The sequence below is a fragment of the Rickettsia rickettsii genome (assembly GCF_001951015.1).
Lineage (GTDB): Bacteria > Pseudomonadota > Alphaproteobacteria > Rickettsiales > Rickettsiaceae > Rickettsia > Rickettsia rickettsii.
On the sequence record NZ_CP018914.1, the window covers coordinates 68,586 to 83,345 of the forward strand.

Genomic DNA, 14,760 nt, shown 5'->3' on the forward strand with positions numbered 1-14,760 from the left:
TAAAATTATTGATAAAAATAAAATTCTTAGTAATAATAAAAAAGATTTATATTCATAATAATAATGATAGGTAAAATATGCAATATTTAATGGATCTATATCATACCTCAAGTACTGAGTTAGTATTATTGTTTTTTATGTTAGTATCTCTTATACCGGTGATATTTCTAATTAAAAGATTAATTTTTATTCCGGTAAAAAATTATTTAACTAGACATCATTATGATGATTATGAAAGGATAAAAAAATATCCTATATTTCGTTATTTATTAAATACTTTATTAGCACTTTACTTTGTATGTTGGGGAAAGATTTTTCATCCTACTTCTTTTAAAGCACATGTATTACTGGGAATCAAAGATACTATAGTAATCTTATATACTGGTATATCTGTGACAATGTTATTATTAACGCTTATAGATGCTTTTGCAGATCTGTATCAAAATAGAATCAAAGCCGTTACAAAAAATGCACCGCTTAGCTTATATTTTCAAATATTAAAAATTATTGTCATAGTTATTGCAGCAATGGTAACTATTTCATATATATTAAATATTTCGCTTAGTACATTCTTAACAAGCTTAGGTGCAGCCGCAGCTCTTTTAACATTTGTTTTCAAAGATACCGTTTTAGGATTACTTGCAAGCTTGCAACTAACTACTCAAGAAATTATTAATATTGGAGACTGGGTACGTATAGGTGCAATTGAAGGAACAGTTGAAAAAATTACTATTTCCGTAGTAACAATTAGGAATTTTGACCAATCTATTTCCACAGTTCCTACTTACAGCATTTTAAATTCTAACGTAACTAATTATAGAGGAATTAGTGAATCAGGAGCAAGAAGGGTAAAGAGAGTATTTAATATTAATATGGCAACTATTAACTTCTGTGATGCTAATATTTTAAAAGCACTAAAAAAATCTCCTTATATATCAAAGGATGTAATAGATAAAATCACTCTTGATAAAGAAGAGAAAGATTTAACCAACATTAAACTATTCAAATTATATATTCAGGAATATCTAAAAAATAATCCAGCAGTTTATACCGAAGGGTTTACTTTTCTAGTAAGACAGCTTGAACCTACGATTCATGGGTTGCCTATAGAAATATATATCTTTGTTAAAGAAGTAAATTTAGTAGGTTATGAAAATATACAGGACAATATTTCTGAACATTTCATTTCTATACTTCCTGAATTTAAATTAAAAATATTTCAGAATGTAGGAGTGGTATAATATATCCGAAGTAAAATGAAAAGTAGTAAAAATAAAAAAATAAATTAAATTTGTATCCAAGATGGAAGTTGTCTTTCAGCTTGGATATTCACTGCTTTTGAAAGCCGAGAAGTATATTATACTACTTGATTATTTGCTCTAAATGCTTTAAAACTTAAAGCTTTAAAAATATTAAAATTTAAGACCTAGGAATGAATAATAATATAATTAATTTAATAGCCGCTATTATACTGTCTTTAAGTATAATTTTCGGTTGGCAGTATTTTGTTGTAAAACCTGAACAAAAAAAACAGCAACAGCAAATAGCAGTGCAGAAAGCAGAAAATTTAAAGAAACAACAGTTAAAAGCTTTAGTCGAACCTGCAACTGGTATTGTTGTGCAAGAAGAAAGTCAAGTACAGCGTATTAAAATAGAATCTGAATCACTTACCGGTTCTATTTCATTAAAAGGACTTAGATTTGATGATTTAATATTAAAGAAATATAAACAAGATTTATCTAAAAATAGTTCTGAAGTGAGATTATTTTCACCGGCTAATACAGAAAATGCATATTTTGCTGAAGTTGGTTTAGTTAGTAATTTATCTAGTGTAAAACTCCCTAACAACGATACTATATGGAATAGTGATAGTGAAATATTAAGCCCTGAAAAACCTGTGCATTTATTTTGGGTTAATGAAGACGGAGTTAAATTTTTAGTTACTATTACTGTCGATGAAAACTATTTATTTACTATAGAGCAAACCATCGTTAATAATAGTGATAAAGAACTTCCTGTGCAATCTTACGGTTTAATAAATCGTAAATATATTGCTGTAGAGAAAGCGGTGAATATATTACATCAAGGACCTATCGGGTGTATAGACGAGAATCTTAAAGAATATTCTTATGATGATATTAAAGATAAGAAAAGTGAAAAATTTGCAGCAAGTAAGGTTGACTGGATAGGAATTACCGATAAATATTGGTTGTCTTCCTTGATTCCGGATAAATCAAGTAATTACAGCTCGAATTTTAATTATGCTCTTAAGCAAGGGATTGAAAGATATCAGGTAGATTTTATTTCACCGGTACAAATAATAAAGCCCGGCAAAAATTTTTCAATTAAAAGCAGAATTTTTGCTGGAGCAAAAAAAGTAGACTTGCTTGATAAATATGAAAAGCAATATGATATTAAATTATTTGATAGAGCTATTGATTTCGGTTGGTTCTATATAATTACCAAACCGGTTTTCTACGCCATGAATTTTTTCTATGGCTATGTCGGTAATTTCGGTGTTAGTATATTAATTGTTACGGTTATAATTAAGCTATTAATGTTTACTTTAGCCAATAAGTCTTATCGTTCGATGAAAAAAATGAAAAATTTACAGCCGGAAATCGATAGGATAAAAAATTTATACAGTGATGATAAAGCACGTTTAAATCAAGAAATTATGGCTTTATATAAAAAAGAAAAAGTAAATCCGGTAGCTGGTTGTTTACCTATACTTGTTCAAATTCCGGTATTTTTCTCCATTTATAAAGTATTGTATGTAACTATTGAAATGCGGCAAGCACCGTTTTACGGCTGGATTAAAGACTTATCTGCACCTGACCCTACTACTATTTTTAATTTATTCGGCTTATTACCGTTCGCGCCGCCGTCATTTTTAATGATTGGAGCATGGCCTATTTTAATGGCTATTACTATGTTCTTACAGCAAAAAATGAGTCCTGAACCTGCGGATCCGATGCAAGCTCAAGTAATGAAATTTATGCCGCTAATTTTTTTATTTATGTTTAGTAGTTTTCCTGTTGGACTTTTAATATATTGGTCTTGGAATAATATTCTATCCATCATTCAACAATATTATATTAATAAATTTAATTAATTAATGAGAATAGATAAAAATTTACCTAATTATCTAACTATTGCTCGAATAATGGTAATTCCAGTTATTATACTGGTATTTTATATCAATAACTCACTTGCACGTACACTTGGGGCATTATTATTTGTTTTAGCTAGTATTACGGATTTTTTTGACGGTTATATTGCAAGAAAATATAATTTAGTTACAAGTTTCGGCAAGATGTTTGACCCTATAGCAGATAAGCTACTTGTAGGTTGCGTTATTATCATGCTACTAAAAAAAGATAATGTAGATGAGATACCTTGCTTATTAATTTTAGCACGAGAATTTTTAGTTAGCGGTCTTCGGGAATTTTTAGCTCTAGTAAAGGTTAGTGTGCCTGTATCGAGACTTGCTAAGGTAAAAACGTTTTTACAAATGTTTGCTTTATCGATATTGATACTAGGCTCAAAAGGTTCAGGAATTATTTATTTAGATATAGTAGGGGAAATAATTTTATGGATTGCCGCTTTTTTAACAATCATTACAGGTTATTCTTATTTTAAAGCCTGTAAGAAATATTTTTAAATAGGAAAATTTTATGATACATGTAAAATATATAATTTTAGGGTTTATTATGGTGTCTAGTTTAAATCTTTACGCTGCTAACAATGATATAATTGCCAATAAGCAAGTTGTAAAGGTAGAAGTAAGTAATGCACATTTAAAAACATTAAATGAAGCTTCTACTCTTTTAATTAGTTGTGTAGATTTTAGATTAATAGACGAAACAGATAAATTAATGAAGCAATTAGGATTAGAAGATAATTTTGATAAAGTATCACTGCCCGGTGCATCGCTTGCTCTTATTAACGACAAATATACTTATTGGGGAAAAACAATAGAAGATACTATTGAGATTTTGCAAGAATTACATAACATAAAACAAATTGTTTTTCTTGATCATAGAGAATGTGGAGCTTATAAAATACTTATAGGTCAGGAACAGCTAAATACCAAGGAAAAAGAAACGGCAGCACATGCAGCAATTTTAAACAAGGCCCGTGATATAATAAAAGAAAAATTCCCCCAATTAAAAGTTTATACTTTTTTAATGGGTCTTGATGGTGTAGTAGAGCAGATTTATGAAATACCTAGCTAAAAAGCGGAGTTGTTGTGGATAGGTTTATCCTTCATTGCGAGGACATTGCGTAGCAATTGACGAAGCAATCTCACGAGTTTGTTATTATTGCATGAGATTGCCGCCACAGCCTACGGCTGCTCGCAATGACGATTTTTGACCTGCACAATAACGGCTAAGAAAAGTAATTTATTTTGTATCTTTGCTCTTATTATCATTAGAATCAACAGTATTATTCTTTTGGTCGTTTTCTACCGGTAGCTTAGAGATAGATAGTTTTTGTTTATATTTTTGTTGCTCTGCTAAAAAATTTTGAGCCTCTTTGGAAAGCCTGTTATATAGTTCACGTTTCTTCTTATTAATCTTGACTATTGCTACTCTATATTGTTGTATTTCCTCCCGTACTTCCGGTTTTATAGTACCGGCGTAAGCAGAAAAATCATCTATAATTTTTTGTGTTGTAACATCGTTAGTTTTTGCTGCATCTTTTTTTGAGCCGTCAGAAGTTGTACTATTGGCAAAGCAGCTTGTACTAAGTAAAATAGCTATTCCAAATATTATTTTTTTTATCATATAAACCTTAAGCCTTATTCTTGATAAGTAGACCATTTTTAAGTCTAATAGTCAATAGACTTCTTTTGGAACTCTACTTCTAGGGGTAATTTGTACGTCAATCCGGTACTCGCATCCTCACGTACTTTTTTATACGCTGCGGTGCTGCGTTCCGTGTTTCCTCCAAATGCCTCCCTATAAGTGAGTTCGAAAAGAAGTCTAATATATAATAGAAATTATATGTATTTTCTATTTGTATGTTATTGTTTGGTGAGTATAAATATACTAATAGTTAGGAAAAATATACAATATTATAATAATAACGCTCAAGAGTTTTATAGCAGAACAATCAATGCAGATTTGTCTGATAACTATAAAGCATTTACTAGCTATTTACCTCAACAGGCTCATATTTTAGATGCAGGTTGCGGAGTTGGTCGTGATACAAAATATTTTTTAAGTCAAAGATATCAAGTTACTGCTTTTGACGGTTCAACCGAAATGGTTAAATGAACTACAAAAGCAACCGGAATAGATGTACTGCACTCCACTTTTCAAGATATTGATTTTAAGGAGTAGTTTGATGGTGTTTGGGCTCAAGCAACTCTCCTTTATGTACCTTGTGTATAAAAAATTCATGCTGCATTAAAGCCGGAAGGCATTTTTTATGTTTCTTACGGATACTGTTCAGATATTATACAACGTGATGATCGCGATTTTTACAATATGCATGAAGATACAATAAAACCTTATTTTAACAGGCTTTTTGAAATAGTTAAAATATGGACGGAAAAGAGTAAGAGATTCTCTCCAAGTCAAGAGGCATTATGGTTAAATTTTATTGTTACGGCAATAAGTAAGCATGGTGATAATCAAATCTCACAGAAAGGCTTTATATTGTCCTTTCCACAAGCAACAAGTTTGCCGGTAGTAAATATAAATCATTCTGTAAAGTTAATTTTGGAATTTCTCGATAAAGACGGCAAGCTTATAAATTTAAGTAACACTGCTTCAATAGTAACCGGTATTCCCTTATTGGTTCAAAACGGTAAAAATGTTGTAGATAATCCAAAGCAAGATGATCTGGCTCATGCTCGTACTGCCTTAGGAGTGTGTAATGACGGCACTATAGTTATAGTTGTAGTCGAACATATTTATAAGCAACATGTCAAAGACCTTAAGCTTGTGCAAGTAAGATCAATATTACGGAAAGAGAAAGAAGTAAATGTTGATAAATTAATAATCCCTGAAGCTTTAAAAATTTTAGAAAAACACCTTGTTAATTATACTGTGATAGGATTAACTAAAACAGAACTTGCATATTATATGTTAACTTGGATATGAATCGGCAATCAATTTAGACGGTGGCGCTTCTTCTACATTATTCATGGGCGGAAAAATTATAAATAATGTAACAGGTGATGAAGATGAAGCTTTAGGCGAACATCGCATGCGTCCCGTATCCGATTCAATAGTATTATACCAAATAATATAAAGTAAATTTTCGCGGGAATGACATACTCAAATTTTAGCTAGAATGATATTTGAGATTTAGAGAACTCTAAGATTTTATATTTTCCTGCTCCATTGCTTTTTTACGCATTTCTAAATATTCTTCTTTAGTCATTATTTTTTTTGGAGCTACATAATCTAAAAATACTTTTCCGTTTAGATGATCGATTTCATGCTGGATAACTCTTGCTAAAAATCCTTCTGCGATACCTTGAATTTGATTGCCATTTATATCATATGCGTGATAATGAATTTTCTTGAATCTTGCTACCGGTCCTGTAGCATTTTCAACAGAAAAGCATCCCTCGTAATCTTCATGTTTATCAATACCTATCGGTTTATATGAGGGGTTAATCCAAATAGTTTTAGGCATTGTATCCTTAAGGTCAGGATGCCATTTTTTTAACTCTGCATCTTCATGTACTGCAAATATTATTATACATTTTGATATGCCTATTTGCGGTGCAGCAAGTCCTGCACAATTTTCTTCTTGATCATATTTCTTTTCTAAAATAGATATATCACGTAAATCTTCTGAAGATAACGGAAAGTTTAAAGTTTTTGCCTTTATTCTAATAGTTTTATCCTCTGAACTATTTAAGGTTTGAATGTTCAAAGTTACATATTGCGGTAATGAAATATTGTTTTCATTTTTCATATTACTTTTACAACCTGTTATAAAAATTATAGCAGTTAATAATAGAGCTGTTTTTAATTTGGACATATATTTTATTATTATAATTTATAAATAGAAAATTATGGATAGAAACTAAAATCAAGTAAATAAATTGTCATATTTCTTTTACGCATCCTATAGTTAATAATTTTATTTAATTTCTTTTGAGAAAAATCAATAGGTTTGACTTTTCTAACATATTCTAGTATAATATTTATCTTCAAAATAAATAGAAAAATTTAATTTATGAATACTCCCAAAAATGACAATTATCTCTCAGAACTAAGCAAGGTAATTTGGCCTATAGAAAGATATGAAAATAAGAAGTTTCTTCCTATGGCGTTTATGATGTTCTGTATTTTATTAAACTACTCAACGCTTCGTTCAATTAAAGACGGGTTTGTAGTAACGGATATAGGAGCAGAAGCAATAAGTTTCTTAAAAACATATATAGTACTACCTTCTGCCGTAATCGCTATGGTAATTTATGTTAAGCTCTGCGATATTTTAAAGCAAGAAAACGTGTTTTATGTTATTACTTCATTTTTCTTAGGGTATTTTGCATTATTTGCGTTTGTTCTTTACCCTTACCCTGATTTAGTTCATCCTGATCCTGAAACCATAGAATCTTGGAGTGTAGTTTATCCTAATTTCAAATGGTTTATAAGAATAGTTGGGAAATGGAGTTTTGCATCTTTTTATACTATGGCAGAGCTTTGGGGAACAATGATGCTTAGTTTATTATTTTGGCAATTTGCTAACCAAATTACTAAAACCGATGAAGCTAAACGTTTTTACTCAATGTTTGGTTTACTTGCTAATTTAGCATTGCCTGTAACATCCGTAATTATTGGATATTGCTTGCATGAAAAAACTCAAATAGTTGCAGAACATCTAAAATTTGTACCTTTATTTGTTATAATGATAACAAGTAGCTTTTTAGTAATATTAACATATAGATGGATGAATAAAAACGTTCTAACCGATCCTAGGCTTTATGATCCGGCATTAGTAAAAGAAAAGAAAGCTAAAGCTAAAATGTCATTAATAGACAGTTTTAAAATGATCTTTACTTCTAAGTATGTAGGTTATATTGCATTGTTACTTATTGCTTACGGTGTTTCAGTAAATTTAGTTGAAGGTGTTTGGAAATCCAAAGTAAAAGAATTATATCCGACGAAAGAGGCTTACACTATATATATGGGGAAGTTCCAATTTTATCAGGGTTGGGTTGCAATTGCTTTCATGCTTATAGGTAGTAATATTTTAAGAAAAGTATCATGGCTAACTGCAGCTATGATAACTCCATTAATGATGTTAATTACCGGTGCAGCGTTTTTTGCATTTATCTTTTTTGATAGTGTTATTGCTATGCATTTAACAGGTATTCTTGCTTCAGGTCCTTTAGCACTTGCTGTTATGATCGGTATGATTCAAAATGTTTTAAGTAAAGGTGTAAAATATTCTTTATTTGATGCTACTAAAAACATGGCGTATATTCCGCTTGATAAGGATTTACGAGTAAAAGGGCAAGCTGCTGTTGAAGTTATCGGAGGAAGATTTGGTAAATCAGGTGGTGCTATTATTCAATCTACATTCTTTATTTTATTTCCTGCGTTTGGTTTTGTAGAGGCAACTCCTTATTTTGCTTCTATATTCTTTGTAATAGTAATATTATGGATATATGCCGTTAAAGGTTTAAATAAAGAGTATAAAGTTTTGGTAAATAAAACCGAAAAATAGAATTTGTTAAAATTTAATATTATAAAAAAAACAAGTTTAAGAGTCTAGCAGTAAATAAATTTTCATTAATAATTAAAGAGCTTTTTTGCTACAAATTATAAGATTTTTGTGAAAAATGAATGACAAAAATCTTATAATTTGTAGCAAAAAAGCTCTTTAATTATTAATGAAAATTTATTTACTGCTAGACTCTTAAACTTGCTTTTTTTATAGTCGGAGAGTTTATAATATGACAAATACAAAATCCAAAATTAAAACTCCAAGATCGCCATATGTAAAAAAATATAATAGTTGGCGAGTAAGGATTTTGTATTCTATTATTATAGGTTACGCAACTTTTTATTTTTGTCGTCAGAATTTTAATATAGCAACTCCTGCTATAAGAGAATATTTTGGGGTTACTAAAACACAAATTGGCTGGATATTAACTGCTTCATCTATTATGTATGGAGTTAGTAAAGCGTGTAACGGGTTTATTAGCGATAAAGTTAATGCTCGGATATTTATGGTTTTGGGTCTTTTATTTGTCGGGATCATTACTATGCTAATAGGTTTTTCAGATTCTTTATGGCTTATAGGAATTTTATGGATAGCCAGTAACTGGTTTCAATCTATGGGCTGGCCTCCTGCAACAAAGATGCTTACTCACTGGTTCGCTTCAAAAGAACTTGGAACTAAATGGGCTATGGGTGCAACTTCTAATCAAATAGGTGGTGCTCTTGCTATGATAAGCTGCGGTTATTTAATCGATAAATTTGATTGGAGAGCTGCCTTTTTTGTTCCAGGTGTAGTTGCTTGTGTAGTATCGCTTTTTTTATATAATAGGCTTCGTAATTCTCCAAAAGAAGTAGGTTTATCTACCGTAGAGGAATATAAAGAATATCCGCTTGAAGCTATAGGAGATTATGAGAAGCTATTAACTCCACAATTATTTAAAATGGTCTTTTGTAATAAGCTAATATGGTATGTTTGTTTAGCAAACATGTTTGTTTATATAATACGTTCCGGAGTAATTTATTGGGCTCCAACATTTTTAAAAGATTTGCGTAATATAAGTCTTGCAAATGCAGGCTTACAAATCGGTTTATATGAAATGATAGGTATCCCAGGGGCATTAATAGCAGGTGTTTTATCTGATAAACTATTTCAAGGTCGTCGCGGTCCTGTTGCATCCATATGTATGGTATTGCTTAGCTTATTGTTAGTCTTGTTTTGGAAACTTCCTATTCACAGTGAATTATTAAGTATAGTAATTCTTTCTTTAATAGGCTTTTTTGTTTCAGGGCCTCAGCTCCTTGTAGGTATAGCAGCTGCTGATTTTAGTACCCGTCAGGCTGTCGGTACGGCTAATGGATTATCAGGTTTATTTGGTTATTTAGGAGCGGCTATTGCGGGAGTCGGCGTAGGATGGATTAGCGATAATTATGGTTGGAATGGGGTATTTATATTTTTCAGTATTTCTGCTCTTTTAGGAGGAGGATTATTTGCTTTAATATGGAATCGTTCAGCTAAAAAATACATTTAATAATTATAATAAATAGGTTACAAAATGACAATACAATATACTTTTTCAATGATTAAGCCTGATGCTATCAAAAGGAATAAAATAGGGCAAGTTAATACTTACTTAGAAAATGCCGGTTTAAAAATAGTGGCTCAGAAAATGAAATTTTTAACTAAATATGAAGCTGCATGTTTTTATGATGAGCATAGAGCAAGACCGTTTTTTAATAGCTTAGTTGAATATATTACTTCAGGAGCGGTAGTACTTCAAGTGCTTAAGGGGGAGGATGCTATAACTTTAAACCGCACCGTTATGGGTGCAACTAATCCTGCTGAAGCTGAAGCAGGCACTATTAGAAAAGATTTAGGCGAATCAATTGAGGCTAATAGTATTCATGGTTCAGATAGTGAAAATAGTGCGAAAAGAGAAATCGAATTTTTCTTTAATAAATCTGAAATTATAGAATAATTAATGCTAAAATATGACGTAATAGTTATAGGCGGTGGACATGCAGGCGTAGAAGCAGCCGCTGCTTCTGCACGTCTTGGAGTTCCTACTCTCTTAATTACGTTAAAACCGGAAAATTTAGGCGAAATGTCTTGCAATCCAGCAATCGGTGGTATTGCAAAAGGCACATTAGTTAAAGAAATCGATGCACTTGATGGGTTAATGGGTTATGTTATAGACCAAGCCGGTATACATTATAAAATGCTGAATGAGACTAGAGGACCAGCAGTTTGGGGACCTAGAGCTCAAGCTGATCGAAAGCTTTATAAAAAAGCAATGTATCAAATATTAACAAATTATCCTAATCTAGATATATTATATGGAAAAGTGGAAGATATAGAAATTAAATCTTCTAAAATTGAAGCGGTTATTTTAAATAACGGTAGCAAAATTCTTTGTCAAAAAATTATATTAACTACAGGTACTTTCCTATCAGGTCTTATTCATATTGGACAAAAAAAAATTCCTGCAGGTAGAGTAGATGAAGAGCCTTCGTATGGATTATCAAATACATTAAAACAAATAGGTTTTAAACTGGCTCGTTTAAAAACAGGTACACCGCCTCGCATTGATGGACGTACTATTGATTATAGTAAAACAATTTTACAACCCGGCGATAAAATTCCTCGTCCTTTTTCTGAATTAACAAATATTGTTAATGTTTCTCAGATAAATTGTTTTATCACAAAAACAACCTCAGAAACTCATGATATTATACGTGAGAATCTTGATAAATCCGCAATGTATTCAGGGCAAATAGAAGGAATAGGACCGCGATATTGTCCTTCTATTGAAGATAAAATAGTCAGATTTAGTACAAAATCAGAACATCGTATATTTTTAGAACCTGAAGGGTTAGATGATTATACGATTTATCCAAACGGTATTTCTACTTCTTTGCCTGAAGATGTGCAACATAAATTAATCAAAACAATACCAGGATTAGAAAATGTAAAGGTTTTACGTCCAGGTTATGCTATAGAATATGATTATGTTGATCCACGTGAAATAAGTGTTACGCTAGAGACAAAAAAAATAGCTGGATTGTATTTGGCCGGGCAAATTAACGGTACTACAGGATATGAGGAAGCCGCAGGGCAAGGTATAATAGCCGGTATAAATGCTGCTTTAGCAGTAAAAGATCAAGCACCGTTTATGTTAACAAGAGCAAACAGTTATATTGGAGTAATGATTGACGATTTAACAACATTTGGTACTATAGAACCTTATCGTATGTTTACTTCTCGCTCAGAATATAGATTATCTTTAAGAGCAGATAACTCTGATTTACGTTTAACGGAATTAGGGATGAACATTGGAGTCGTATCAGAAAAACGTAAAAAAATATTCACAAAAAAATGTGAAGATATAGAAAAAATAAAATCATTATTAAATACCTTGTCTTTAACTACTAGTAAACTTGCTAAAATGGGTATACAGGTTGCACAGGATGGTACATATAAAACAGTATTAGACTTATTTAAAATACCTAATTTTAATGTTGAACAAGCTATTAAAATTTTTCCTATGCTTAAAGAAACACAAAATAATAACATTTTGCAATTACTCTATATTGAAGCAAAATATGCTTCATATTTAACTAGACAACAAGCAGATATTAATTTATTTCAAAGTGAAGAGGCGCAGTTCATACCTAAAAATATTGACTATTTTAAAATACCAAGTATATCATTAGAGATACAGGAAAAACTTTCTGCCCATAAACCTACTACTATTGGTGTAGCACGTCGAATTCCAGGGATTACACCTGCAGCAATTACGGCTATTATAATTTATTTAAAAACTAAATATAGTGATGGAAGTTCCACGTGAAATAATTGAAAAGTTAGAAATTTTTCAAAAGTTAGTTAAAAAATGGAATAAATCAATCAATCTTGTATCGGATAATACTATACATAATTTTTGGCAACGTCATATATTAGACTCATTACAATTAATACAATATATTGATAATAAAGAAATACATTTAGTTGATATAGGAAGCGGTGCCGGTTTGCCTGGTATAGTATTATCTATAGCGGGGGTAGCGCAAGTAAGTTTAATAGAAGCTGATTTACGTAAATGTATATTTTTAGAAAAAGCATCAAAGATATCAAATAATAACGTACAAATAATCAATCAAAGAATAGAAAAAGTAGAAATAGATTGTAGTATATTAACTTGTAGAGCTTTCTCTAACTTAAATACAATATTTAATTGCATAAAAAATATTTCAGTACGAGAAAAATTTTTGTTATTAAAAGGAAAAAATTATTTAACTGAAATAGTAGAAGCTAAAGAGAGATGGTTATTTGGTTATTTAATACATCAAAGTATTACTTGTGAAGAAGGGAAAATTCTAGAAGTTAGTAATTTAACAAAAATGATATGAAAGTAATTGCTATTGTTAATCAAAAAGGAGGGGTAGCTAAAACTACAACTACTGTAAATTTAGCTACAGCTTTTGCTGCTGTAAATAAAAAAATTTTAGTTATAGATCTTGATCCTCAAGGGAATAGTAGTACCGGTTTTGGAATTAGTCAGCAACAACGCAAAAATACTATATACCAAGTATTAACAAATTTAATAGAATTGCAAGATGCAATAATTTCTACAGATATACCAAATTTAGAAATAATTACTTCAAACACTAATCTATCTGCGGCTGAATTAGACTTAACAAAATTAAAGGACCGAGAATATATTTTAATGAAGCTATTGGCAGAAATAAAAATATTATATGATTATATAATTATTGATTGCCCTCCTTCATTAAATTTATTAACGGTAAACGCTTTAGTTGCAAGCGATGAAGTACTGATTCCAATGCAATGTGATTTTTATTCTTTAGAAGGATTAAGTCATTTGTTAAAAACAATTGAAATTGTAGAGAAAAAATTAAATCCTAAGATAAAGATTGCAGGTATATTATTTACAATGTATGATAAGCGTAATCGTTTAACTGAACAAGTAGAAGATGATGTTAGAAAATGCTTAGGAGAATTAGTATTTAAAACCGTTATTCCAAGAAATATTAAACTATCTGAAGCTCCTTCATATGGAAAACCGGCTATTATATATGATTATAAATGTTCGGGAGCAGTTGCATATATAGAACTTACAAAAGAAATCTTAGAAAGATATGGCGAAAAATAAAGGACTAGGAAGAGGATTATCTTCATTACTTGGAGAAGAAGTTATTTCTATAGAATCAGAAATAGTACAAATAATAAATATTGATAAAATAAGACCAAACGAGAATCAGCCTAGAAAAAACTTTGAATATGATAAAATAAAAGAATTAGCAGATTCTATATTGAATAATGGTTTATTACAGCCTATTATTGTTGATAATAATTTCCAAATTATAGCAGGAGAGCGACGCTGGCGTGCATGTAAATTAGCAAAAGTTTTAGAGATACCGGTAATTATCAAAAATTTAGATGCTAGAGAAAGTATGGAAATAGCATTAATTGAGAATATACAAAGAACTGATTTAACAGTGATGGAAGAAGCGCGTGGCTTTAAATATTTAATAGAAAATTTTAATTATACGGTAGAAAAATTAGCTGAAAGGCTTGGTAAAAGTCGTAGTCATATAGCTAATTTATTAAGGCTTAATAATTTGCCGCAGTCTATTCAAGATAAAGTAAATGAAAATATACTGAGTATGGGTCAAGCTCGGTGTTTAATAAATCATGAACATGCAGAAGTAATAGCCGATTATATTATAAATAATGATTTAAATGTACGTCAAACAGAAGAACTAGTAAGACAATGGTATAAAAATGAGTATACAAAATCCCCGAACAATAATAACAAAATAGGAAAGCGTTTTTTAAAGGACAACACTACGAATAATGATCTAGAATTATTAGTAAAAGTTTTATCAGAAAAATTTGGTATAAAAATAACAATAGAAAATTATCCATTAGGCGGAAAATTAATATTTCATTATAAAGATTTGGAAGAATTAGACTTGATATTGTTAAAATTAAATTAAAATGCATATGGAAAAATTATCAATAAGCTTGAACGAAAAATTATAA

16 protein-coding genes and 1 pseudogene are annotated in these 14,760 nt (G+C 30.3%); 14 read left to right on the forward strand and 3 right to left on the reverse strand.

The genetic code is table 11. The features are described 5' to 3' along the window. Window positions 1–77: 77 nt before the first annotated feature. The 4 genes from BTU51_RS00450 to BTU51_RS00465 all read left to right on the forward strand — a co-directional run bounded on the left by BTU51_RS00450 (window position 78) and on the right by BTU51_RS00465 (window position 4,238). Window positions 78–1,241 (forward strand): mechanosensitive ion channel family protein, encoded by a 1,164-nt coding sequence (locus BTU51_RS00450; RefSeq protein WP_012262194.1) that lies wholly within the window; start codon window positions 78–80, stop codon window positions 1,239–1,241. Between the two features lie 191 nt (window positions 1,242–1,432). Further along, the gene (gene yidC / locus BTU51_RS00455; RefSeq protein ID WP_012262195.1) at window positions 1,433–3,115 is read left to right on the forward strand and encodes a membrane protein insertase YidC; all 1,683 of its coding nucleotides are present in this window, start codon (window positions 1,433–1,435) and stop codon (window positions 3,113–3,115) included. 3 nt (window positions 3,116–3,118) lie between these two features. Beyond that, window positions 3,119–3,664, forward strand: a complete 546-nt coding sequence (gene pgsA, locus BTU51_RS00460; protein WP_010976760.1) for a CDP-diacylglycerol--glycerol-3-phosphate 3-phosphatidyltransferase — start codon at window positions 3,119–3,121, stop codon at window positions 3,662–3,664. 13 nt (window positions 3,665–3,677) lie between these two features. After that, window positions 3,678–4,238, forward strand: coding sequence for a carbonic anhydrase (locus BTU51_RS00465; protein ID WP_012150306.1), 561 nt, complete (start codon window positions 3,678–3,680; stop codon window positions 4,236–4,238). 168 nt (window positions 4,239–4,406) lie between these two features. On the opposite strand, the gene BTU51_RS00470 is transcribed toward BTU51_RS00465, so the two are convergent. Beyond that, the gene (locus BTU51_RS00470) at window positions 4,407–4,790 is read right to left on the reverse strand and encodes a hypothetical protein (RefSeq protein ID WP_012150307.1); all 384 of its coding nucleotides are present in this window, start codon (window positions 4,788–4,790) and stop codon (window positions 4,407–4,409) included. A gap of 50 nt (window positions 4,791–4,840) precedes the next feature. Continuing rightward, a pseudogene (locus tag BTU51_RS00475) lies at window positions 4,841–4,975 on the reverse strand (palindromic element RPE1 domain-containing protein); the annotation flags it as partial. A gap of 64 nt (window positions 4,976–5,039) precedes the next feature. Between BTU51_RS00475 and BTU51_RS00480 the strand changes: the two are divergent. The 3 genes from BTU51_RS00480 (at window position 5,040) to BTU51_RS09650 (ending at window position 6,264) form a co-directional block, all read left to right on the forward strand. Beyond that, window positions 5,040–5,282 carry a class I SAM-dependent methyltransferase gene (locus tag BTU51_RS00480; RefSeq protein WP_014362445.1) on the forward strand — a complete coding sequence of 81 codons (243 nt, stop codon included), beginning with the start codon at window positions 5,040–5,042 and terminating at the stop codon, window positions 5,280–5,282. Between the two features lie 213 nt (window positions 5,283–5,495). Continuing rightward, entirely contained in the window at window positions 5,496–6,113 is a 618-nt protein-coding gene (locus tag BTU51_RS00485; RefSeq protein ID WP_014362278.1) for a phosphodiester glycosidase family protein, read from the forward strand. 43 nt (window positions 6,114–6,156) lie between these two features. Continuing rightward, a complete protein-coding gene (locus BTU51_RS09650; RefSeq protein WP_012150308.1) occupies window positions 6,157–6,264 on the forward strand; it encodes a hypothetical protein in 108 nt (35 codons plus the stop codon). A 66-nt stretch (window positions 6,265–6,330) separates the two neighbouring features. On the opposite strand, the gene BTU51_RS00495 is transcribed toward BTU51_RS09650, so the two are convergent. After that, on the reverse strand, window positions 6,331–7,005 hold the full coding sequence (locus tag BTU51_RS00495) for a peptide deformylase (protein WP_010976764.1): 675 nt from the start codon (window positions 7,003–7,005) through the stop codon (window positions 6,331–6,333). A gap of 198 nt (window positions 7,006–7,203) precedes the next feature. On the opposite strand from BTU51_RS00495, the gene tlc1 reads away from it, so the two are divergent. The 7 genes from tlc1 (at window position 7,204) to BTU51_RS00530 (ending at window position 14,714) form a co-directional block, all read left to right on the forward strand. Next, on the forward strand, window positions 7,204–8,700 hold the full coding sequence (gene tlc1, locus BTU51_RS00500) for an ATP/ADP exchange transporter Tlc1 (RefSeq protein WP_012150309.1): 1,497 nt from the start codon (window positions 7,204–7,206) through the stop codon (window positions 8,698–8,700). Between the two features lie 229 nt (window positions 8,701–8,929). Next, a complete protein-coding gene (locus BTU51_RS00505; protein ID WP_012150310.1) occupies window positions 8,930–10,225 on the forward strand; it encodes an MFS transporter in 1,296 nt (431 codons plus the stop codon). 24 nt (window positions 10,226–10,249) lie between these two features. Continuing rightward, window positions 10,250–10,672: a nucleoside-diphosphate kinase gene (gene ndk, locus BTU51_RS00510; protein ID WP_010976767.1), complete on the forward strand. Its 423-nt coding sequence runs from the start codon at window positions 10,250–10,252 to the stop codon at window positions 10,670–10,672. Window positions 10,673–10,675: 3 nt separating this feature from the next. After that, entirely contained in the window at window positions 10,676–12,544 is a 1,869-nt protein-coding gene (mnmG, locus tag BTU51_RS00515; protein WP_012150311.1) for a tRNA uridine-5-carboxymethylaminomethyl(34) synthesis enzyme MnmG, read from the forward strand. Beyond that, window positions 12,528–13,103 (forward strand): 16S rRNA (guanine(527)-N(7))-methyltransferase RsmG, encoded by a 576-nt coding sequence (gene rsmG / locus BTU51_RS00520; protein WP_012150312.1) that lies wholly within the window; start codon window positions 12,528–12,530, stop codon window positions 13,101–13,103. The genes mnmG and rsmG overlap by 17 nt, the downstream gene beginning before the upstream one ends. After that, the gene (locus BTU51_RS00525; protein WP_010976770.1) at window positions 13,100–13,867 is read left to right on the forward strand and encodes a ParA family protein; all 768 of its coding nucleotides are present in this window, start codon (window positions 13,100–13,102) and stop codon (window positions 13,865–13,867) included. The genes rsmG and BTU51_RS00525 overlap by 4 nt, the downstream gene beginning before the upstream one ends. After that, a complete protein-coding gene (locus tag BTU51_RS00530) occupies window positions 13,854–14,714 on the forward strand; it encodes a ParB/RepB/Spo0J family partition protein (protein ID WP_012150313.1) in 861 nt (286 codons plus the stop codon). Before BTU51_RS00525 ends, BTU51_RS00530 begins: the two co-directional genes overlap by 14 nt. Window positions 14,715–14,760 lie beyond the last annotated feature (46 nt).